This window comes from Methylobacterium sp. Leaf94, assembly GCF_001426045.1.
Taxonomy (GTDB): Bacteria; Pseudomonadota; Alphaproteobacteria; order Rhizobiales; family Beijerinckiaceae; genus Methylobacterium.
Genome location: NZ_LMRM01000056.1, coordinates 125,178 through 147,411, shown reverse-complemented (window position 1 = coordinate 147,411; position 22,234 = coordinate 125,178). Strand labels below are relative to the sequence as shown.

At 69.8% G+C, this 22,234-nt stretch carries 16 protein-coding genes; 4 read left to right on the top strand and 12 right to left on the bottom strand.

Annotated elements, in window-relative coordinates; translation table 11 throughout:
• The first annotated feature begins 581 nt into the window (after positions 1 to 581).
• Positions 582 to 1,622 carry a methyl-accepting chemotaxis protein gene (locus tag ASG63_RS26900; RefSeq protein ID WP_082559433.1) on the top strand — a complete coding sequence of 347 codons (1,041 nt, stop codon included), beginning with the start codon at positions 582 to 584 and terminating at the stop codon, positions 1,620 to 1,622.
• Positions 1,623 to 1,628: 6 nt separating this feature from the next.
• On the opposite strand, the gene ASG63_RS20630 is transcribed toward ASG63_RS26900, so the two are convergent.
• A complete protein-coding gene (locus tag ASG63_RS20630) occupies positions 1,629 to 2,921 on the bottom strand; it encodes a nicotinate phosphoribosyltransferase (protein WP_056221039.1) in 1,293 nt (430 codons plus the stop codon).
• Positions 2,922 to 3,345: 424 nt separating this feature from the next.
• Between ASG63_RS20630 and ASG63_RS20625 the strand changes: the two genes are divergently transcribed.
• Complete coding sequence (locus ASG63_RS20625; protein WP_056221036.1) at positions 3,346 to 5,508, top strand: molybdopterin-containing oxidoreductase family protein; 2,163 nt, start codon at positions 3,346 to 3,348, stop codon at positions 5,506 to 5,508.
• 292 nt (positions 5,509 to 5,800) lie between these two features.
• Here ASG63_RS20625 and ASG63_RS20620 read toward each other — a convergent pair whose 3' ends face one another.
• On the bottom strand, positions 5,801 to 6,304 hold the full coding sequence (locus ASG63_RS20620) for a pyridoxamine 5'-phosphate oxidase family protein (protein ID WP_056221034.1): 504 nt from the start codon (positions 6,302 to 6,304) through the stop codon (positions 5,801 to 5,803).
• Between the two features lie 65 nt (positions 6,305 to 6,369).
• Entirely contained in the window at positions 6,370 to 7,653 is a 1,284-nt protein-coding gene (locus ASG63_RS20615) for a GGDEF domain-containing protein (RefSeq protein WP_056221030.1), read from the bottom strand.
• A gap of 447 nt (positions 7,654 to 8,100) precedes the next feature.
• Here ASG63_RS20615 and ASG63_RS20610 point away from each other — a divergent pair, with 447 nt between their 5' ends.
• Together ASG63_RS20610 and mobA are read left to right on the top strand one after the other, a co-directional pair.
• Positions 8,101 to 9,246 (top strand): Mrp/NBP35 family ATP-binding protein, encoded by a 1,146-nt coding sequence (locus tag ASG63_RS20610; protein WP_056221029.1) that lies wholly within the window; start codon positions 8,101 to 8,103, stop codon positions 9,244 to 9,246.
• 5 nt (positions 9,247 to 9,251) lie between these two features.
• Entirely contained in the window at positions 9,252 to 9,872 is a 621-nt protein-coding gene (gene mobA / locus ASG63_RS20605) for a molybdenum cofactor guanylyltransferase MobA (RefSeq protein ID WP_056221026.1), read from the top strand.
• 40 nt (positions 9,873 to 9,912) lie between these two features.
• On the opposite strand, the gene ASG63_RS20600 is transcribed toward mobA, so the two are convergent.
• The 9 genes from ASG63_RS20600 to ASG63_RS20560 all read right to left on the bottom strand — a co-directional run bounded on the left by ASG63_RS20600 (position 9,913) and on the right by ASG63_RS20560 (position 22,206).
• Positions 9,913 to 10,779 (bottom strand): EamA family transporter, encoded by an 867-nt coding sequence (locus ASG63_RS20600; RefSeq protein ID WP_056221023.1) that lies wholly within the window; start codon positions 10,777 to 10,779, stop codon positions 9,913 to 9,915.
• A 117-nt stretch (positions 10,780 to 10,896) separates the two neighbouring features.
• A complete protein-coding gene (locus ASG63_RS20595) occupies positions 10,897 to 11,355 on the bottom strand; it encodes a peptidylprolyl isomerase (protein ID WP_056221020.1) in 459 nt (152 codons plus the stop codon).
• A 4-nt stretch (positions 11,356 to 11,359) separates the two neighbouring features.
• The gene (locus ASG63_RS20590; protein WP_443189820.1) at positions 11,360 to 11,848 is read right to left on the bottom strand and encodes a hypothetical protein; all 489 of its coding nucleotides are present in this window, start codon (positions 11,846 to 11,848) and stop codon (positions 11,360 to 11,362) included.
• Between the two features lies 1 nt (position 11,849).
• Positions 11,850 to 12,395: a peptidylprolyl isomerase gene (locus tag ASG63_RS20585; protein WP_056221289.1), complete on the bottom strand. Its 546-nt coding sequence runs from the start codon at positions 12,393 to 12,395 to the stop codon at positions 11,850 to 11,852.
• Between the two features lie 49 nt (positions 12,396 to 12,444).
• Positions 12,445 to 12,945 (bottom strand): pantetheine-phosphate adenylyltransferase, encoded by a 501-nt coding sequence (gene coaD, locus ASG63_RS20580; RefSeq protein ID WP_056221017.1) that lies wholly within the window; start codon positions 12,943 to 12,945, stop codon positions 12,445 to 12,447.
• Between the two features lie 127 nt (positions 12,946 to 13,072).
• Entirely contained in the window at positions 13,073 to 15,811 is a 2,739-nt protein-coding gene (gene gyrA / locus ASG63_RS20575) for a DNA gyrase subunit A (RefSeq protein WP_056221014.1), read from the bottom strand.
• Between the two features lie 225 nt (positions 15,812 to 16,036).
• Positions 16,037 to 17,602 carry an efflux transporter outer membrane subunit gene (locus tag ASG63_RS20570; RefSeq protein WP_082559431.1) on the bottom strand — a complete coding sequence of 522 codons (1,566 nt, stop codon included), beginning with the start codon at positions 17,600 to 17,602 and terminating at the stop codon, positions 16,037 to 16,039.
• A 101-nt stretch (positions 17,603 to 17,703) separates the two neighbouring features.
• Complete coding sequence (locus ASG63_RS20565; RefSeq protein ID WP_056221012.1) at positions 17,704 to 20,865, bottom strand: efflux RND transporter permease subunit; 3,162 nt, start codon at positions 20,863 to 20,865, stop codon at positions 17,704 to 17,706.
• A 57-nt stretch (positions 20,866 to 20,922) separates the two neighbouring features.
• A complete protein-coding gene (locus ASG63_RS20560; RefSeq protein ID WP_082559430.1) occupies positions 20,923 to 22,206 on the bottom strand; it encodes an efflux RND transporter periplasmic adaptor subunit in 1,284 nt (427 codons plus the stop codon).
• Positions 22,207 to 22,234: the final 28 nt, after the last annotated feature.

Sequence of the window (22,234 nt, the reverse complement as noted above, 5' to 3'; positions counted from 1 at the left end):
ATTCCGTGTTCGAGACGCGACGCGCGGGCCGCCGACGTGGCCGGCACCGACGCGGTGAGAACGACCCGCACGCGCGAATCGATCCCTCCCAGGGGTTTATCTCGTCGCGAAACCGTGATCGAGGCGGGTTGAGCCTGCCTCCGATGCATAGCTGAGCGGTGGCGCCGCACCGGTCTTCGCGCCGTCCGCCCGGGGTTGCCGCGTATCCGTCCGCCTGGACGCCATCATCCTGAACGTTCGGGTGCCAGCGGGAGGACGAGCGCTTCATCGATGCTCGGGTGTGTCTTGCGCCGAAGGCGGTTCGACCTGATCGCGCCTCGAAGAGGATGGGCCGATCGTGTTCGACGCCGCATGGAGACGTGCTTGGACTGCGCGAATTCTATATCTGTATTGGGATATATGTGCTAAACATAAGATAATTTCGGAGTCTATTTTGGGATGTGCAGGCGCAGCGATTGGTTTTAATGGAACTCTAAGCTTGGTTGCGTACGGTGTTCGACAGCGAGGGGACGGGGCCCGTCCGACGATGGCTGGAGGCAGGTGTGCACGACACGGCGAGTGATGCTGGCACGGGACCCGGCGTGGCCGATGCCACCAACCTGCGGGGCATTGCCACCGAGATCGCGGCGCTCCAGCGCATCGCCTCCGACAAGAGCCGGCGCATCCAGTCGATCACCGGCCAGGTGAAGATGCTCGCCCTCAACGCCCTGATCGAGGCCTCCCGGGCCGGCGAGATGGGCCGCGGCTTCTCGGTGGTGGCGCAGGAGGTGCGTGCGATCGGCGCCGAGGTCGAGACCGTCGCCCGCGCCCTCGAGGTCGAGCTCTCGAACCGCATCGCCGGGCTCCAGGTCCGGGTCCGGAGCTTCGCCGACGAGTCCCAGACCCAACGGCTGATCGACCTCGCGCTCAACGCCGTCGAACTCATCGACCGCAACCTCTACGAGCGCACCTGCGACGTGCGCTGGTGGGCCACCGACGCGGCCCTGGTCGCCTGCGCGGCGGAACCAAGCCCGGAAGCCGCCACCCACGCGACCCGGCGACTGGGCATCATCCTCGACGCCTACACGGTCTATCTGGACCTCTGGCTCTGCGACCTGAAGGGCAACGTGATCGCCCACGGACGCCCCAACCGCTATCCCGGCCTCATCGGCCGCAACGTCGCCGACCAGGACTGGTTCCGGCGCGCCGCCGCCCTCCCCGACGGGGAGGCCTACGTCGCCGCCGACGTCATGGGGCAGCCCGGTCTCGGCGGGGCGCAGGTGGCGACCTACTGCGCGAGCGTCCGCGCGGACGGCGACAGCCGGGCCGGGCCGATCGGCGTCCTGGCGATCCACTTCGACTGGCAAGCCCAGGCCCGGGCCATCGTCGACGGCGTGCGGGTGGCGCAGGAGGACCGGGCCCGAACCCGCGTGCTCCTCGTCGACGCGCGCAACCGGGTGATCGCCGCCTCGGACGGGTGCGGCGTCCTGGAGGAAACCCTGCCGCTGGCCGCCGGCGGGCGGCTGAGCGGCGCCGACCAGGATCCCCGGACCGGCCGGATCGTCGCCTTCCACCGCACGCCGGGCTACGAGACCTATGGGGGCCTCGGCTGGTACGGCGTCATCGTCCAGACGCCGGAGTGAGCGCGCTCAGACCAGGACCGGCATCGCGGCCTGCCCCGCGGCGCCGAAGACGCGGATGTAGCGCGCGATCTCCTCGGCCGGGCCGATCGCCTTCGATGGATTGTCGGAGATCTTCACGGTGGGCCGGCCGTCGGCGGCGATCACCTTGCAGACGATGGAGATCGGGTCGAGGCGGCCGTTCGGCACCAGGCCGCGGAAGTCGTTGGTGAGCAGCGTGCCCCAGCCGTAGCCGATCCGCATCCGGCCGTGGAAATGGGCGTGGATCGCCTCGATGGTGTCGATGTCGAGCCCGTCGGAGAAGATCGCGAGCTTTTCGCGCGGGTCGGAGCCCCGGGAGCGCCACCAGGCGATGGCCTCCTCGCCGCCCGCGATCGGCTCCTTCGAGTCGATGCGGATGCCCGTCCAGGCGTTCATCCAGTCGGGGGCGTTCGCCAGGAAGCCCGTGGTGCCGTAGGTGTCGGGCAGCATCACCAGGAGGTTGCCGGCGTAGTCCTGCTGCCAGTCGGCCAGTACCGCGTAGGGCGCGCGGGCGAGGCCCGCATCGTCGTCGGCCAGCGCCGCGTAGACCATCGGCAACTCGTGGGCGTTGGTGCCGACCGCCTCGACCTCGCGGCGCAGGGCGATGAGGCAGTTCGAGGTGCCGAGGAAGCGGTCGCCCAGGGCCTCGTGCATCGCCTCGACGCACCAGTCCTGCCACAGGAAGCCGTGGCGGCGCCGGGTCCCGAAATCCGCGATGGACAGGCCGGGCAGGCGCTGCAGCCGCTCGATCTTCTCCCAGACCCGGGTCATGGCCCGGGCATAGAGCACCTGCAGGTCGAGCTTGCCGAGGTGGCGCACGACGCCGCGCGTGCGCAGCTCGTTGAGGATGGCGAGGGCCGGCACCTCCCACATGGTGGTCTCGAGCCAGGGGCCGTGGAAGGTCAGGACGTACTGCCCGTCCCGCGCCTCCAGCTCGTAATCCGGCAGGCGGAAGCCCTCCAGCCAGTCCATGAAGTCGGCCGAGAACATCTGGCGCTGGCCATAGAAGGTGTTGCCGCGCAGCCAGGTGGATTCGCCCCGGCTCAGGCGCACCGAGCGGGCATGGTCGAGCTGCTCGCGCAGCTCGCCGGCATCGACGAACGTGGCCAGCCGCACCTGCCGCGAGCGGTTCTGGATGCCGAAGGTGACGCGGGCGTCGCGATGGCGGCGGAAGATCGTCTGCGCCATCAGGAGCTTGTAGAAGTCCGTGTCGAGCAGGGACCGGACGATCGGGTCGATCTTGAAGCTGTGGTTGTACACCCGCGTGGCAAGATCAAGCATGGTTCGGATCACGGCCCCTCAGGCGGCGCCCCCGGGCGTCCGCGCGGCCGCAGAGGCGCACGGCACCGCGGGCCGAGTCAATCGGTGACGCGGAGCGGTTGGGGGTGCGGCTGTGGGCGAGGCGGCGACCCGGCCGGTTCGGGCGATGGCGGGTGCCGCGGCGGCATCCACGTCACCGGTGCCCCACGCTGAGGGCAGGTTCTCAACGACTGCCCGCGACCCGACCTCGCCGCTTCGCAGCGCGGCGCGGACGCGAATCTCGGTCCGAGCGCGATCCCGCCTTCACCGAAACGGAATGCTTGGCCGAAACGGGATTCTTGGCCAAAACGGAATTTGGAATTGTTCGCACTTGAGTGCATCCTGCCCGGGCATCGGGCCGGCTCGTCAGGAACAATAAGACGGGACGCTCGGCCGTGGAGGACACATGAACGAGATCGTCAAGCCCGACTCCCTGATCGTCGCCGAGGCCGAGAGCCTGACCGAAACCTTCTTCGGCGGCTGCCCGCACGATTGCCCCGACACCTGCTCGATGCTGTTCGAGGTGAAGGACGGCGAACTCATCGGGGTTCGGGGCAACCCGGATCACCCGATGACCCGCGGCGGTCTCTGCGTGAAGCTGAAGGACTACGAGAAGCGCCACTACCACCCGGACCGGCTTCTCTATCCGATGAAGCGGGTCGGGCCGAAGGGCTCCAAGCAGTTCGAGCGCATCACCTGGGACGAGGCCCTCGACACCATCGTGACGCGCTGGAAGGCGATCATCGATCAGCACGGGCCGCAGGCCATCGCGCCCTACAGCTATCTCGGCAACCAGGGCCTCGTGCACGGGCTGAACGGCGGCGACGCCTTCTTCAACCGGATGGGCGCCACGGTGATGGAGCGGACCTTCTGCGGCGAGGGGTCCTGCACGGCGTGGCTGCTCACCGTCGGCCCGACCGCCGGCCTCGACCCGGACAGCTACATCCACTCCAAGTACATCGTGATCTGGGCCTGCAACTCGGTCAGCACGAACCTACACCACTGGGCTATCGTCAAGGACGCCCAAAAGAAGGGAGCCAAGGTCGTCGTCATCGACACCTACGCCTCGCGCACGGCGAAGGCGGCCGACTGGCACATCGCGCCGAAGCCCGGCACGGACGGGGCGCTGGCCATGGCGCTGATCAATTCCATCATCGAGCAGGGCCTCGTCGACCAGGACTACGTCGACAATTACACCGTCGGCTTCGAGGAGCTGAAGGAGCGGGCCAGCACTCGCACGCCGGAATGGGCCGCCGCAATCACCGGCGTCCCGGCCGCGGAGATCCGTAAGCTCGCCCGCGAGATGGCGACCGAGCAGCCCGTGGGCATCCGCATGGGCGTGGCGCTGGAGCGCCACTACGGCGGTGGCCAGACGATCCGTGCCGTCACCTGCATTCCGGCGCTCACGGGCGCCTGGCGCCACGTCGGCGGCGGCGTCACGCAGTTCGGCGTCTGGGAGCACCCCTACAAGTTCGGCGTGATGTGCCGGCCCGACCTGATCCCCGAGGGGACCCGCGTCGTCAGCAACCTGCAGATCGGACGCGCGCTCACCGGCGAGATGAAGCTCGACCCGCCGATCATGTCGATGATGTGCTGGAATTCGAACCCGGTCACGCAGGCGCCCGAGACCGACAAGATCGTCGAAGGGCTGATGCGCGAGGACCTGTTCATGGTCTCCGCCGAGCACTTCATCTCGGATACCGCCTCCTACGCCGACATCCTGCTCCCGGCCACGATGGGGGCGGAGATGGAGGACATGATCCTGTCCTGGGGCCACCTCTACCTGACCTACAACACCAAGTGTGCGGACGCGCCCGGCGAGGCGATCCCGAACAACGAGATCTTCCGTCAGCTCGCCGCGCGGCTCGGCTTCGAGGAAGAGAACTTCAAGTGGACCGACACGGAGTGCCTGGAGCACTACGTCGACTGGAACGCCCCGGCCTGCGAGGGCATCGACCTCCAGTACATGCGCGCGCACGGCTTCGCCCGACTCAAGGTCGGTACGCCGGACGACCGGGCGCCACATAAGGAAGGCAACTTCCCGACGCCAACCGGCAAGTGCATGTTGATGGTCGAGGGTGCCACGAACTTCGTCGCCCCGCCGTTCCGTCAGATGTACGAGGGCTTCCAGCCCGGCGAGGCCCTCGACCCGCTGCCCGACTATCTGGGCCCGCGCGAGTCCCACACCAACGACCCGGAGCTGGCCAAGCGCTTCCCGCTCAACATCGTCTCGCCCAAGAGCCACTACTTCCTGAACTCCTGCTACGCGAACATGGAGGACAAGCAGAAGGGCCAGGGCGAGCAGTTCGTCATGATCAGCCAGCACGACGCCGATGCCCGCGGCATCCGGGACGGCGACCGGGTCCAGGTCGCCAACGATCGCGGCGCCTTCAAGGGCGTGGCGCGCATCACCGACGACGTGAAGGCCGGCATCGTGGTCGCGACGCTGGGCTACTGGCGCCAACTCAACGAGGGGACCGTCAACAGCATCTCGTCGGGGGCCTTCACCGACATGGGCCACGCACCGTCCTTCTCGGACAATCTCGTCGAGGTCGCGCGGGCGAATTGAGGGCGTCGCCGGCGAGCGGGGCGACCCCTCGAACCGAGGCGCGCAAGCGTCCCACGGGACGCTTGTCTTTCGCGCCGCAGCCCGCATGCCGGATTTCCCGGCAATCGGCAGGGACGCAGCCCGCGTGCCTGTCGCCGGTGGGCCCGGCGCGGCTCCCCTGCCCGCCCCCGGGATGAGGCCAGGCCACGCGCGTCGTTCCGGCGCGATGCCTGTCCGCAGACGGCACTCTACGAACCAAGAGGGCGGCGCGCCCTTCGGCACGCCGCCCTCCGGCACGACACGGGCGTCCGATTCAGGCGAGGTCGACCTTCTTGGTCTCGGTCTTGGGCGACTCGCCGGTCAGCGCGGCCTTCACGTAGCCGTAGATGTGCAGCATCGTGGCGTTCGGGCTGTCCCAGTATTCGCCCTTCTCGGGATGGACGCGCAGCAGGGCGACCTCGGGATCCTCCTTCCCGTTGGGGAACCAGGTCTTCAGGCTCTCGCTCCACTTGTCGTTGATGACCGCCTGGTCGGTGACGATCTCGGCCTTGCCGGCGATCGAGACGTAGGTCTGGCTCGACGGATCCGAGTAGGCGAGGTTGATCTGGTTGTCCTTGCTGATCTCGGCGGTCTTCGGGGAGTGCAGCTTGGTGAAGAACCACAGGTCGCCGTTCTCGTCCGCCTCCTGGCACCACATCGGGCGGCTGTAGAGCTTCCCGTCCTGGTCGGCGGTGGTCATCATCGCGACCTTGACGTCCTTGATGAGGGCGAACAGCTTCTTGGCGCCCTCGTGGTCGCGGTGGTTGCCCTGGTGCATGGGATCGCAGTCTCCAACTCGTCGAAAGGGTTTCCGGCGCGATCATCGGCAACCGGATCGTGGGCTCAACGAGCCAGGACCGCATTGGTTTCGGAGAGGCGGGCCGGCGCCGGCGGCGCGAGGGCGGCCGGGGGCGACGTCCGGGCGGGCTTGCGACGCATCGCGCCGAGCCGGCCGAGGCGGCGGTCATCGAGGATCACGGCCGCGTCGCCGATGACCCGGACCACGTGGCAGTTCCGGCCCAGGCCCTTGGCCTCGTAGAGGGCGGCATCCGCCTCGGCCAGGAGTTCGGCCGGGGAGGTCGTCCGTCCGGCTGGCACCGCGGCGACGCCGATGCTCACGGTGACGAAGGGATGGCCGTCGCCCCGGGCCACGTGCGGGATCTGCAGGCCGGCGATGCCGGCACGCAGGCGTCGGACCACCCGGGCGACGGACCGGGCGTCGCATCCGCGCATGAGCACGGAGAACTCCTCACCGCCGTAGCGGGCGACGCAGTCGCGTCCGCCGCGCGTCTCCCCCGCGATGGCTTCCGCGATCCGGCGCAGGCAGGCATCGCCGGCCGGATGGCCGTAGGCGTCGTTGAAGCGCTTGAAGTGATCGACGTCGATCATCAGCAGGGCGGTGCCCCGCGCCTGGCGGGCCGTCCTGGCCAGGGCGGCATCGAGGGCGCGGCGGTTGGCGAGGCCCGTCAGGGCATCCGTCTCCGACAGCACGGTCAGGACCCGGCGATCCTGCTCGAGGCCGGCCGAGCGCAGGATCTCGCGCAGGGAGACGAGGTAGGCCCGGCGGCGCACGCCCTCGATCTGGTGGTTTCCGTAGAGGACGAAGAAGGCGCCCGCCAGGGTCTGGAACGCGAGGCAGAGGGCGAGCTCCGGGGCGAGATCCGTGCGCAGGGCGATGCTGGCGAACGAGGCCGCCGCGCTGAGGCCGGTGAGGAGGAGCGCATGGGGGAAGCGCAGCACCAGCATCATGGTGGCGAACACCATCATGAGCGGGTACTCGATGTAGCAGATGGCGCTCATCGCCTCCCGCTCCAGGCTGAACAGCAGGATCGGCACCGCCGTCACCAGCAGCATCGTGGCGGTGACCATGCGCTCGCGCCGCGGCCCCGGCATCCGGGTGACGGACCAGGCGAGCAGCAGGCCGAGGGGCGTGACCAGGAACAGCCGCAGGCCGATCGCCAGGGGCAGCATGCCCGGCATCAGCAGGGCGGTGGTGAGGTTGTAGGCGTTGTGGAAGACGAGGCCGATGAGGATCGTCCGGCGCAGATGGAGCGCCCGTTCCCGGCCGGTATCGATTTCGTAGCGGGCCGAGACGGGCCGGGAGAACCGCAGGAGATACGGGCTCATGGTCAGGTCGCCTTGAGCGACGTCGCCGCGCGGGTGCCGTCTCGACGGCCGCGCGGGGTCGGAAAACCTGTATCGGATCCAGGCGTACACGAATGAGCGTTCCTGCAACGGGCGAGACCGCCGCCGGGCGGTCTCTTTGTGTTGCATCGAACGTTGCGGCGGGCCGCGCGGACCCAAAACCGCGGCCGTCCCGTCGACTCATGCCTAGCGAAACCTGAACGCCTCCATGGAAACCCCGGGCGCGGCGCCCCGTCCCGACATGTTCCGGCCCCCGCCGCGACCAGGGGTCTCGCCCCCGGCAGATCAGGGAAGCGCTTGCACTCCGGCACCGCCTGTGCTGTCGCATGGGTTCGTCGCGGGTGGGCCGGCCGAGGCCGCAGCGTCCGCGATCCCCCGTTTGTCGCCGCGCCTCGGCCCTCCGGCCGGACGCGGCCAGGAGCCCGAACCTTGGCGATCACCCGTGACGACGTGCTGAAGGTGCTCTCGACGGTGACCGTCGATGCCGCGGGCACCACCCTGCCCGCCTCCGGGCGCCTGTCCCAGGTGGTGGTGGATCCGACCAACCGTGTGATGTTCTCCATCCTGATCGACCCCAGCGAGGCCGAGCGCTTCGAGCCGATCCGGCGCCGGGCCGAGGGCGCGATCCTGGCGACGCCGGGGGTCTCGGGCGTGTTCGCCAGCCTGACCTCCGAGCGTGGCCCGAACCAGCCGGCCCAGAACGCCCCGCAAGCCGCCCCTCCGCAGCCGCCCGCCCCCGGCCGTCCCGCCGCGCCGCCGCCGCGGACCGGCCCGGCCCTTCCGGGCGTGCGCCACATCGTGGCCGTCGCCTCCGGCAAGGGCGGCGTCGGCAAGTCCACTACGGCCTGCAACCTTGCGCTCGCCCTCTCGGCCCAGGGCCTCAAGGTCGGCCTGCTCGATGCCGACATCTACGGCCCCTCGGTGCCCAAGCTGTTCGGCCTGTCGGGGAAGCCCCGCGTCATCGAGGAGCGGCTGCTGGCCCCGATGGAAGGGTTCGGCATCAAGGTCATGTCGATCGGCTTCCTGATCGAGCCCGAGACGGCGATGATCTGGCGCGGGCCCATGGTCCAGTCGGCCATCACCCAGATGCTGCGCGAGGTCGCCTGGGGCGAACTCGACGTGCTCGTGGTCGACATGCCCCCCGGCACCGGCGACGCCCAACTCACCATGGCGCAGGCGACGCCGCTCTCCGGGGCGGTCATCGTCTCGACCCCGCAGGATCTCGCCCTCATCGACGCGCGCCGCGGCGTGACGATGTTCCGCAAGGTCGCGGTGCCGATCCTCGGCGTCATCGAGAACATGGCGACCTTCATCTGCCCCCATTGCGGCACGGCCTCGCACATCTTCGGGCATGGCGGCGCCCGCGCCGAGGCCGAGCGGCTGGAGGTGCCGTTCCTCGGCGAGGTGCCGCTGAACATGACGATCCGCGAGACCTCCGATGCCGGCCGCCCCGTGGTGGCGGTGGACCCGGACGGGCCGTACGCGCAGATTTATCGCGGCATCGCCGCCAAGCTCTGGGGCAACCTGACCGGCGGTCCCGCGCCGCGGGCGGCTCCCCGCATCGTCATCGAGTAGCCGCAATGGCGCCGGTGCTGGGCGTGATCCTCGCCGGCGGGCTGGCGCGCCGCATGGGCGGGGGCGACAAGCCCCTGCGCACCCTCGGCGGCCGCACCCTGCTCGACCGGGTGCTCGCCCGCTTCGCCCCCCAGTGCGCCGCCGGCGTGATCCTCAACGCCAACGGCGATCCGGGCCGCTTCCCGGATTTCCCGGGCGCGATCGTGCCCGATGGCGTGCCGGACAATCCGGGGCCGCTCGCCGGCATCCTCGCGGGGCTGGACCACGCGGCCATCCATCATCCGACCACGCGCCACGTGGCCAGCGTCTCCGGCGACGCGCCGTTCCTGCCCCGCGACCTCGTCGTCCGCCTCGCCGAAGCGGCCGGGCGGGAGGGCGTCATTGCCATGGCGGCGTCGGGCGGGCGCGAGCACTTCACCGTGGCGCTCTGGCCGGTGGCCCTGCGGGCGGACCTGCGCGAGGCCCTGGTGGCCCGCGGCGAGCGCCGGGTTGGCGGCTTCCTGAGGCGCCACGGCGCGGTGGCGGTGTCCTGGCCATCGGAGCCCGCGGACCCCTTCGCCAACATCAACGCGCCGGAGGATCTGGCGGCGGCCGAGGCCCGGCTTGGCGGGAACGACGACGCCTGACGCCTCAGGGCGGGGCGCTCTCGACCGCGGCGCGCGCCCGTCAGCGCGGAGAGAGCAGCCCGAGGGCGAGGCCGCCGAGGACCAGGCCGGCGGCGGCGAGCTTCCAGGCCGGCAGCGGCTCCCCGAGCCAGACGGCCGAGGCCCCCATGCCGAAGACCGGCACCAGCAGGGCCATCGGGGTGATCTGGGCGGCGGGGTGGCGCGCGAGCAGCCAGCCCCAGATCGCGTAGCCGAACATCGTATTGCCGACGGACTGCCACACCACCGCACCCCAGGTCGTCAGGTCGGCCCGCAGGAGGCCGTTGCGGATGGTGTCCCAGCCTTCGAGGAGGACCGAGGCGGCGAGAAGCGGGGGCGCCGAGAACAGGCTCGCCCAGACGACGTAGGGCAGCATCGCCCGCGCCCCGCTGCGCTTGGCCGCCATGTTTCCGCCCGCCCAGCTCAGGGCGGCGCAGACCACGAGCCCGAGGCCGAAGGGCGTCGTCGCGGCGTCGGTATGGGCGGCGATGACGGCGAGCCCGGCCGCGGCGAGGCCGAGGGCCGCCCATTGCGGGCCGGACACCCGCTCCCCGGTCAGTCGCATCGACAGGCCGATGGTGACGAAGACCTGGATCTGGATCACCAGGGAGGCGAGGCCGGGGGCGATGTGGCCGCGCAGGGCGATGAAGAGTAGGCCGAACTGTCCGGCCCCGATCAGCAGGCCGTAGGCGGCGAGGTTGCGCCAGGGGACTGTCGGGCGAGGCAGCAGGAACACGCCCGGCAGGGCGGCGAGCACGAAGCGCAGGGCGGCGAACAGCAGCGGCGGCAGGTGGTCGAGCCCGATCCGGATCACCACGAAGTTCGTGCCCCAGACCGCCACCACCGCCAGGGCGAGGAGGATGTCGCGAAGCGGAAGCGTGCCGGTCATGGGCCGCCATGTCCCAATTGGCGAGGGCCCTGCCAAGGCGTGGCGGGCCTCGAAACGAAAGAAGTGTCCGCACCTTCGCGCGGACACTTCCCTCGAACGCGGATCGAGCGAGTCGGATCAGGCGGCGCCGACGGTCGCCTTGACGATCTTGTCGGGCGAGCGCGGCGGCTCGCCCTTGTTCAGGGTGTCGACCACGTCCATGCCCTCCACGACCTTGCCCCAGACGGTGTATTGCTTGTCGAGGAAGCGGGCATCGCCGAAGCAGATGAAGAACTGCGAATTGGCCGAGTGCGGGAAGTTGGTGCGCGCCATCGAGCAGGTGCCGCGCACGTGCGGCTCGGCGTTGAACTCGGCATTGAGGTCGGGGAGATCGGAGCCGCCCGATCCCGTGCCGGTCGGGTCGCCGGTCTGGGCCATGAAGCCGTCGATCACGCGATGGAACGGCACGCCGTCGTAGAAGCCCTGGGCGGCGAGCGTCTTCAGGCGCTCGACATGGTTGGGGGCGAGGTCGGCGCGAAGTCCGATCACGACGCGGCCCTTGGTGGTCTCCAGGATGATGGTCTCGGTCTCTGCCATGGGTTTAGACTCCTTTTCCCTTAGGTCCTTGGTAGATGAAGCGGAGCGCGATGGGGCGCCCCGCGATGGCCGCGCCGAGGGCGGGGGTGATCCGGGCTGGCGTGCAGCGCCGGACCGCCGCCAGGGTCGCATCCGTGAGGATGCGATGGGCGCGGGGGTCTGAATTCGGGGCCGAGAAGGTCACGCGCGGCGTCCCGAGGACGCTGCCGTCCCGCCGAAGTGCGAAGCGGGTGGTGATCTCGGCCTGGGCCGAGCGGGACAATCCCCGGGGGGCCTCCCAGCAGGCCGCGAGGGTGGGATAGAGGTCTCGCAGGGTGTCGGCCGGTTTCGCGCTCTCGGCCAAGCCGCCCAGCGGGCCTTGCTCCAGGGGAACCCGGACCGTGCCGCGCAGGGTTTCCGGAAGGGTCAGCGGGCCCGTGGAGGGCGCCGCCCACGCGGGGAGCCCTACGGCGACGAGCGCCGCGAGAGCTCCGAGCTGGACGCCGCCCTGCAAACTACTTGGCTCCCTGCGCCATCTGCATCTTCACGATCTTGTCGGGGTTCTGCACCGCCCCGCCCGGCGCGCCGGGGGCCGCCTTCTTGATCGCGTCGACGGCTTCCATGCCCGAGGAGACGAGGCCGACCACGGTGTACTGCCCGTTGAGGAAGGGGGCGTCGCCGAGGCAGATGAAGAACTGCGAGTTGGCGGAGTTCGGGTCGGACGAGCGGGCCATGCCGACGGTGCCGCGCTTGAACGGCGCCGGCGAGAACTCGGCCGGGATGTTCGGCAGGCTGGAGCCGCCGGTGCCGTTGCCCTTCGGGTCTCCGGTCTGGGCCATGAAGCCGTCCATCACCCGGTGGAACTTGAGGCCGTTGTAGAAGCCCTGCTTGATCAGGGTCTTGAGCTGGGCGACGTGCTTCGGCGCGATCTCCGGGCGCAGCTCGATGGTGACGCGGCCGTCCTTGGTGTCGAGGTACACCGTGTTGTCGTCCGCCGCCCAGGCTGCAGGCGCCGTCGCGAGGAGACCGGCGAGGCTGAGGAGGGCGATACGGCGATTCAGTCCAAAGGCCATGGGGTCAGCATGCTTTCGTTGGTCGTGGATGGAGAGATCAGGCCGCCCGGAAGCGCTGCGCGAGGCGCGTCGCCACCAGCGGCGGCACGAAGGGGGAGACGTCGCCGCCCATGGCGGCGATCTGGCGGACGAGGGTGGCGGTGATCGGCCGGACGCCGGTGGAGGCGGGCAGGAACACGGTCTGCACCTCCGGCGCCATGGCACCGTTCATGCCGGCGAGCTGCATCTCGTAGTCGAGGTCGGTGCCGTCGCGCAGGCCGCGGATGAAGACGCTGGCGCCGACCCGCCGGGCCGCGGTCACTGCGAGGTCGTCGAAGGTCACGATCGTCAGCGCCGTGCCCTCGGCCTCGGCCAGGGGCTCGCAGGTGGCGCGCAGGAGCTCCGCCCGCTCCTCGGGCGAGAACATCGGCGCCTTGCCGGGATGCACGCCGATCGCGATGACGAGAGTCTGCACGAGCCGGCACGCCTGACGGATGACGTCGAGGTGTCCGTTCGTGACCGGGTCGAACGAGCCGGCATAGAGGGCGGTGCGGATCATCGCGGCCCGGGGTAGAGCATTTCGACCCGAAACGGAACCTCCGGCCCCGGCACGAAAACGGGCTAACCCCCGCGCCCTGGGATGCGGACGGCCGCGGGGCCGTCCGCTTGACGGGGTGCGATCGGCCTTACGCGGCCTCGTCGCCGCCCTCGCTCTCGTCCTCGCCCTCGATGTGCTCGACGGACACGACCTTCTCGGTCTTCTCCGTGTTGAACACCGTCACGCCCTGCGAGGCGCGGCCGACGATGCGGATGTCGTCCACCGGCACGCGGATGAGCTGGCCGCCATCGGTGACCAGCATGATCTGGTCGGAGGGTTGGACCGGGAAGGAGGCCACGAGGTGGCCGTTGCGGGCATTGACCCGCATCGCCGTGATGCCTTTGCCGCCGCGGCCCGAGGTCCGGTACTCGTAGGACGAGGTCCGCTTGCCGAAGCCGCGCTCGGAGAGGGTGAGGACGAACTGCTCGTTGGCGCCCATCTCGTTGTAGCGCTCGAGGGAGATGGCGGTGGCCTCGGCCACCCCCTCCTCCGCCTCCGGACTCGCCGTCTCCTCGCCCTCGACCCCGTCGCCGATCACGGCGCGGCGCATCTTGAGGTAGCCCGCCCGCTCCTCGGGCGAGGCGTCGAAGGCGTTGAGGATCGTCATCGAGATGACGCGGTCGTCCTTGCCCAGGCTGATGCCGCGCACGCCGGTGGAATCGCGGCCCTTGAAGACTCGGACGTCCTCGACGGGGAAGCGGATGCACTGGCCGGCCTGCGTGGTGAGCAGCACGTTCTGGTCGGCACGGCAGATCTCCACGTGGACGATGTGGTCGCCCGCATCGAGCTTCATGGCGATCTTGCCGGCGCGGTTCACCTGGACGAAATCCGAGAGCTTGTTCCGGCGCACGCTGCCGCTCGCCGTGGCGAACATGACGTCGAGGGTCTCCCAGGAGGCCTCGTCCTCGGGCAACGGCATGATGGTGGTGATGCGCTCGGTGCCGGCATCCATCGACAGGATGTTGACCAGCGCCTTGCCGCGGGCGTTCGGCGCCGCCATCGGCAGGCGCCAGACCTTCTCTTTGTAGACCTGGCCCTGGTTCGAGAAGAACAGCACCGGCGTATGGGTGTTGGCCACGAACAGGCGGGTGACGAAATCCTCGTCGCGGGTCGCCATGCCGGAGCGGCCCTTGCCTCCGCGGCGCTGGGCCCGGTAGGTCGAGAGCGGCACGCGCTTGACGTAGCCCGCATGGGACACGGTGACGACCATGTCCTCGCGCTGGATCAGGTCCTCGTCCTCGACGTTCGAATCCCAGTCGAGGATGACGGTGCGGCGCGGGGTGGCGTAGGCCTCGCGGACCTCCGCGAACTCCTCCTTGACGATGCCCATGATGCGCAGGCGCGAACGCAGGATGTCGAGGTAGTCGGCGATCTCGTCGGCGAGCTTCTTCAGTTCGTCGCCGATCTCGTCGCGGCCGAGAGCGGTGAGGCGCTGCAGGCGGAGATCCAGGATGGCGCGGGCCTGCACCTCGGAGAGGCGGTAGGTGCCGTCGTCCGAGACCCGGTGGCGCGGATCGTCCACGAGGGCGATCAGCGGCGCGATGTCGTGGGCCGGCCAGTCGCGCGCCATCAGCGCGTCGCGGGCGGTGTTGGGATCGGGCGAGGTCCGGATCAGGCGGATCACCTCGTCGATGTTGGCCACTGCGATGGCGAGGCCGCACAGGACGTGGGCGCGCTCGCGAGCCTTGTTGAGGAGGAACTTGGTCCGCCGGGACACCACCTCTTCGCGGAAATCCACGAAGGCCTGGAGCAGGTCCTTGAGGTTCATCAGCTCGGGGCGGCCGCCGTTCAGCGCCACCATGTTGCAGCCGAAGGACGACTGCAGGGGCGTGAAGCGGTAGAGCTGGTTCAGCACCACGTCCGCCATGGCGTCGCGCTTGATCTCGACGACGATGCGCATGCCGTCGCGGTCGGACTCGTCGCGCAGGTCGGAGATGCCCTCGACGCGCTTCTCCTTCACCAGCTCGGCGATCTTCTCCATCAGCGTCGCCTTGTTCACCTGATACGGGATCTCGGTGAAGATCAGCGCCTCGCGCTCCTTGCGCAGCTCCTCGACGTGGGACTTCGCCCGCATGATGATCGAGCCGCGACCCGTGGCGTAGGCCTGGCGGGTGCCGGCCCGGCCGAGGATCGAGCCGCCGGTGGGGAAGTCGGGACCGGGCACGTACTCGGTGAGCTGCTCGATCGACAGGCCGGGATCGTCGATGAGCGCGACGCAGGCGTCGATCAGCTCGCCGAGATTGTGCGGCGGGATGTTGGTGGCCATGCCCACCGCGATGCCGCCGGCGCCGTTGACGAGGAGGTTGGGGAAGCGCGCCGGCAGGACGGTCGGCTCCTCGCGCGACTCGTCGTAGTTCGGCTGGAAGTCGACGGTGTTCTTGTCGATGTCGGCCAGAAGCGCGTTGGCCGGCTTGGCCAGGCGCGATTCGGTGTAGCGCATGGCCGCCGCCGGATCGCCGTCCACGGAGCCGAAATTGCCCTGCCCGTCGATGAGCATCAGGCGCATCGAGAAGTCCTGCGCCATGCGGACCAAGGCGTCGTAGATCGATTGGTCGCCGTGCGGGTGGTAGAGACCGATCACGTCGCCGACGATGCGGGCGGACTTGACGTATTTGCGCTCGGGCAGGTGCCCGCTCTCGTAGGCCGCGTAGAGGATGCGCCGGTGCACGGGCTTGAGGCCGTCGCGCGCGTCCGGCAGCGCCCGGCTCACGATCACGCTCATGGCGTAATCGAGGTAGGAGCGCTTCATCTCGTCGGTGATGGAGACGGGCTTGATGTCGGAGGCGGGCGGCGGCGTGCCGGCACCCGGAATGTCGTTCTCTGCCAAGGTCTTCGGTCTCTACCTGTCCGGGGTCCGGAGCAAGGGCGGCCCGTGTCGGCTCCGCTCGCTCACGGCGTTGTCGCGCGCGTCTCCGGCCGCTCAGCCGGACCGTGCGATGTCCTGCCCAAACCTATAGCGCATCTCGCCGGCCCAGGCCAACAAATCGCGGCTTAACCCCCTGGTAACGAACGGTTTGCCCGCGCGGCTGGAACTCCCTGCGCGCCCGGCTTCCTAGAGGAACTTCGCCGGGTCCGCGCTCGGCGGGGCCGGCTTCACGTCGGCCCGGTTCCACCAACCGCCGCCGAGCGCCTGGAACAGGGCGGCGGTGTCGGCATACTGGTTTGCGCGCGCGCCCGCCGAGGTGACGAGGGCCGAGAGGTAGGATTGCTGGGCGATCAGCACCTGCGCGCTGTTCAGGGCACCGGCCGCGTATTGCTTGCGGATGAGGCCGAGGCTCTCGTTGGTGGCCCGCTCGGCGGCCGAGGCCGCCGCCACCGCTCTGGCGTCGGACTGGAGCGCCCGCAGGGTGTCGGCGACGTTCTGGAAGGCGCCGATCACCACCGCCCGGTACTGGGCCTGGGCCTCGTTCAGCGTCTCCTCCGCGGCGCGCTGGCGCCGGAACAGGGTCCCGGCATCGAAGACCGGCTGCGCCACGGTGCCGACGATGCCGTAGAACGAGGCGGCCGAGGTCGCGAGCTGCGCGATCCGCACCGCGCTGGCGCCGCCATTGGCGGTGATGGTGAACTGCGGTAGGCGATTGGCCACCGCGACCCCCACCGCCGCGCTGGCCTGCTGGACGTTGGCCTCCGCCGCCTTCACGTCCGGGCGTTGCTGCACGAGGCGCGACGGCAGGCTCACCGGCAGGTTGGTGGGCAGGCGCAGGGAGGCCAGGGTGAAGGTCGGCGCGATCTCCTCGCTCGGCAGGCGCCCGACCAGGGCCGTGAGCAGGTTGCGCTGCTGGGCGAGCTGCTTCTCCAGGGGCGGCAGCAGCTGCATCGAGACCGAGAGGGCGGCCTGCTGCACCACCACGTCGGCCCCGGCGATCTGCCCGAGCGAAAGCTGCTTGTTGTAGAGGTTGAGGACCTCGGTCTGGGCCTGGATCACCTTGCGGGTGGCGTCGATCTGGGCGCGCAGCGACGCCTCCTGGATCGCCGCCAGCACGACGTTCGTGGTCAGGGTGAGGTAGGTCGCCTCGAGCTGGAAGCGCTGGTTCTCGGCCTGCGCCTCCAGGGATTCGATCTGGCGCTGGTTGCCGCCGAACACGTCGGGGGTGAACGAGACCGTCACCTGCGGCGTGTAGAGGCTGTAGAACAGCTGCCGGGTGTCGTTGAGCGGCCCCTGCAGGGCACCGCCGGGGGCCTTCTGGCGCGAGCCGAGGCCGTTGGCGCCGACCACCGGGAACAGGGTGCCGCGCTGCGCCTCGACGTTCTCCTGCGCGATCCGGAGCGAAGCCTGCGCGGCGTCGAGGTTCGGGTTGTTGGCGAGCGCCTCGGCCACGAGGCGGTCGAGGGCGGGGGAGCGGAAGAGGGTCCACCACTGGCCCGGCACGTCGGCCCCGGAGACGAAGGTCTGGTCGGCGGAGCCGCCATGGGCGGTGCGGATGGTGTCGGCGGCGGTGGGGTTGCGCAGGGGCTCGCGGGTGTAGCGGGTGACCGGCGGATCGGCCGGCGGCACGTAGTCCGGGCCGACGACGCACCCCCCGAGGCCCGTGAACGCCAGGACGAGCAGGCCGTCCCGGAGACGGCGCGACCTCCGGCCCCGGCCGGCGGGCGCCGCGTTCTGGGGGGATGCCACCATGGTGCCAAGGAATCCTGTCGCCGTCCTGGGCCGTAGAGGCGCCGGGCCGGGATCGAAGTCAACGCGGCCGGCGGCGCGCGCGCGAGGCTGTGACCGGCCCATCACGCGTGCTCCGCGCGGGCCGCCGCCCGGGCGGCCCCCTCCGACGGGATCGCGGCCGGCACCCGCCGGGAGAACAGCGCGATCAGGATCGGAACCACCACGAGGATGAGGTTCGGCGCGAGCAGGATGCCGCCGACCACCACCAGGGCGAGCGGCTTCTGCACCTGCGAGCCGATGCCGGTGGAGATCGCCGCCGGCAGCAGTCCGACGCAGGCGGCGACGCAGGTCATCATCACCGGGCGCATGCGCACGTTGGCGGCGTGCCACACCGCCTCGGTCCGGGCCCAGCCCTCGTCGATGAGCTGATTGTAGTAGGAGAGCAGGATCACGCCCTCCATGGTCGAGATGCCGAACAGGGCGATGAAGCCGATCGCCGCCGAGATTGAGAACGGCGTCATCGTCAGGAACAGCGCGAAGATGCCGCCGATCATCGCCATTGGGATCACGCTCAGCGTCAGCACCATGTCGGTGACGGAGCTGAAGTTGACGTAGAGCAGCAGGGCGATCAGCGCGATCGTCACCGGGACCACGACGGTCAGGCGCTGCACGGCATCCTGCAGGTTGGTGAACTGGCCGACCCATTCGAGGTGGAACCCGGGCGGCAGGGTCACCTCCTCGGCGATGCGGCCCTGCGCCTCCAGTACCGCGCCGCCGAGGTCGCGCCCGCGCACCGAGAACTTCACCGGAATGTAGCGCTCCTGATTCTCGCGGTAGATGAAGGCCGCGCCGGAGACCAGCTCCACGGTGGCGATCTCCGAGAGCGGGACCTGGATCACGCCGCCGGCGGGGTTGGCCGCCCCGACGGTGATGTTGCGGATGGTCTCCAGGCTGCGGCGGTACTGCGGCGCGAGGCGCACCCGCATGGGGAAGTGCCGGTCGGAGCCGTACTCGTAGAGATCGCCCGCGGTCTGGCCGCCGATCGCCGCCTGGACGGTGGTGTTCACGTCGCCCGGCGACAGGCCGTAGCGGGCGGCCTTGCGCCGGTCGATGTCGATCCGCACCGTGGGCTGGCCGAGGGAGGCGAAGACCGCGAGGTCGGCGATGCCCGGCACCTTCGCCAGGGTGGCCTTGATCGCTTCCGCGGTCTTGGTCAGGTCGTTGAGGTCGTTGCCGTAGATCTTGACCGAGTTCTCGCCCTTCACGCCGGAGGCGGCCTCCTGGACGTTGTCCTCGATGTACTGGGAGAAGTTGAACTCGATCCCCGGGAAGGCCTCGTCGAGCTTGGCCGAGAGGTCGCGGACCAGCCCCTCCTTGTCGAGCCCCTTGCGCCAGGTGTCGAAGGGCTTGAGGGGGGCGAGGATCTCGACGTTGAAGAAGCCGGTGGCGTCGGTCCCGTCGTCCGGGCGGCCCTGGTGCGAGAGCACGGTGACCACCTCCGGCACCTCGGCGATGATCTTGCGCAGGCGCTCCACGTAGGCGTTGCCGGCCTCCAGGGAGATCGAGGCCGGCATCGTGCCGCGGATGTAGAGATTGCCCTCCTCCAGCTTGGGCAGGAATTCGAGGCCGAGCGTACGGGCGGCGATGCCCGAGACGCCGAGCACCGCGGCGACCACGAGGAGCGACAGTACCTTGTTGCGCAGGCCGAAGCGCAGGATCAGCACGTGGCCGAAGCGCAGGAGCCGCACCACCAGGGTGTCGCGCTCCTCCACGTGTTTGGGGAGGATCAGGGCCGAGAGGGCGGGCGAGACCGTGAAGGTGGCGATGAGGCCGCCGAGCAGCGCATAGGCGTAGGTCTTGGCCATCGGGCCGAAGATGTGTCCCTCGACGCCCGTCAGGGTGAAGAGCGGCAGGAAGCCCACGATGATGATCGTGGCCGAGAAGAAGATCGCCCGGTTCACCTCGGCACCCGCGAGGGCGATCGTGCCGAGGCGCCCGGTCAGGCTCCCGCGCGGCGTCTGGCCCTCGCCGTGTTCCGATTCGGCGAGGTGCCGGAACACGTTCTCGACCATGATGACGGTGGCGTCGACGATGAGGCCGAAATCGATGGCGCCGAGGGAGAGGAGGTTCGCCGAATCGCCGCGCAGGACCAGGATCAGGATGGCGAATCCGAGCGCGAAGGGAATCGTCGCCGCCACGATGATCGCGCTGCGCAGGCTCCCCAGGAACAGCCACTGCACCACGAAGACCAGCGTCACCCCGAAGACGAGGTTGTGCATCACCGTGTGGGTGGTGGTGTGGATGAGCCCGCTGCGGTCGTAGATGCGCTCCACCCGCACGTTCGGGGGAAGGATGCCGCTGGCGTTGATCTTGTCGATCTCGGCATTGACCAGGCCCAGGGTCGGCAGGCTCTCGCCGTCCCGGCTCATCAGCACGATGCCCTCGACGATGTCGTCGTCGCCGTCATGGCCGACGATGCCGAGGCGCGGCGCGTGCGAGACCCGCACCTCGGCCACATCGCGCACCAGCACCGGTACGCCGTTGACCTGGGTCAGCATCGTGTCGCGGATGTCGTCCATGTCGCGGATGAGGCCGATGCCGCGCACCACCGCCGACTGCTCGCCCACGTTCAGGGTCTGGCCGCCGACGTTGATGCTCGAATTGTTGAGCGCGGTGACGAGCTGCACCAGGGTCATGCCCTGGGCCTGGAGCCGGTTCAGGTCGACGGCGATCTCGTATTCCTTGGTCCGGCCGCCGAAGGCCGTGACGTCGACCACGCCGGGAATCGCCTTGAAGCGGCGCTGCAGCACCCAGTCCTGCAGGGTCTTCAGGTCGGTGGAGGAATAACCCGGGGGGCCCGTCACCTTGTAGCGCATGATCTCGCCTACGGGACTGGTCGGCGAGATCTGCGGCTGGGCGCCGTTGGGCAGGGGGGGCAGCTGCGACAGGCGGTTGAGCACCCGCTGCAGGGCCTCCTGGTAGGTGAAGGCGTAGCTGAACTGCACCTTCACGTCGGAGAGGCCGAACAGCGAGATGGTGCGCACCACCGTGGCGTTGGGAATGCCGGCGAGCTGCACCTCCAGGGGAATCGTGATGTAGCGCTCGATCTCGTCGGCCGACTGCCCGGGATTCTGCGTGATGACGTCGACGAGCGGCGGCACCGGATCGGGATAGGCCTCGATGTTGAGCTGCGTGTAGCTGGCATAGCCGAGCGCCAGCATCACCAGGAACAGCAGGCAGACCAGCACTCGCTGGCGCAGGGCGAAGACGATCAGGCTGTTCATGGCAGAGTTCTTCCGGCCGAGACCCGAGGACGAGGAAGGGGCCCCAGGCCCGACGGGTCAGGAGGCCTTGTCACCGCTCGTCGCCCGATCCATGAACACGGCGCCGCGCGTGACGATCGCCTCCCCCGCCGCGACCCCGGCGGTGACCTGCACCATCCCGCGGGCGGTCAGGCCCAGGGTGACGTCGCGGGCCTCAATGGCCCCGTCGGGCCGCGCGATCCAGACATGCGCCCGCGCGCCCTCGTACACGATGGCGGCGGCGGGCACGGCGGGCGCCGTCTGCCCCGGCCCGGTGAAGATCGTGAAGGTGGCGAACATCTCGGGCTTCAGGACCTGGTCCGGGTTCTCCACCTCGCTGCGAACCGCCAGGCGCCGCGTCGCCGGGTCGAGGCTGGCGGACATGTAGTCGACCCGCGCCTTGAAGACGCGGTCGCCGAAGCCCGCCACCGTCGCCTCCACCTCCTGGCCGATCCGGATGCGCGGGATCTCGCTCTCGCGCACATTGGCCACCAGCCAGACGGTGGAGAGGTCGCCGATGACGAAGACCGGGTCGCTGGCGGTGGAGAGGTACTGGCCGAGGCCGACCTTGCGCTGGACGATGGTCCCGGCGATGGGCGCCCGGATCTGGGTCTCAGGGCTGAGGGTGCCCTTCTTCTCGAAGGCCGCGATTTCCGCGTCGGTCTTTCCGAGGAGGCGCAGGCGGCTCTTCACCGCTTCGAGCCCGGCCTCGGCGGTCTTCAGGTCGCTCTGCGCCCCGATGACGTCGTTCTGGGCCGACTGATAATCCTTCAGCGCCACCGCCTTGGCCTGGAACAGCTCCTGCTGGCGCGCCGCGATGGTCTGGTCGAGCTTCAGCAGCGCGGTCGCCTTGGCGAGGGTGTTGAGAGCGGCCTGGTAGTCGTTCTGGGCCTGGACCATGTCCGTGGCCTCGAGGGTGAGGAGCACGTCGCCGGCCTTCACCGCATCGCCGGCGCGGACCAGCACCTTGGTCACCCGGCCGGCATAGGGCGAGGTTACCGGCACGTTGTCGTCTTCGTTCAGGGCGATGCGGCCCTCGGCCGTCCCTTCCGGCCGGAAGCCGACCGTCGCGATGGGGACGATGTTCAGGGCGGCGCGCTGGGCCGGGCTCGGCCGGAAGAGCCGGGCCGGCCCGCCCTCGCGGGGCTCGCCGCCCGCGGCGGTCTCGGCCTCACTCGTTCCGAAGCGCTCGCGAATCGCCGTGCTCAGCCCCGTAAAGACGCTCATGACAGGGGCCGGCCAGAGGGTAACGGCCACCACCACGCAGATCAGCAACCCGAGGGGCGCCAGAAGGGTCGCGATCGTGCGCTTTGTCCCAGTCATGTGCCGCAGAAGTGCTTTCAGGTTGGTG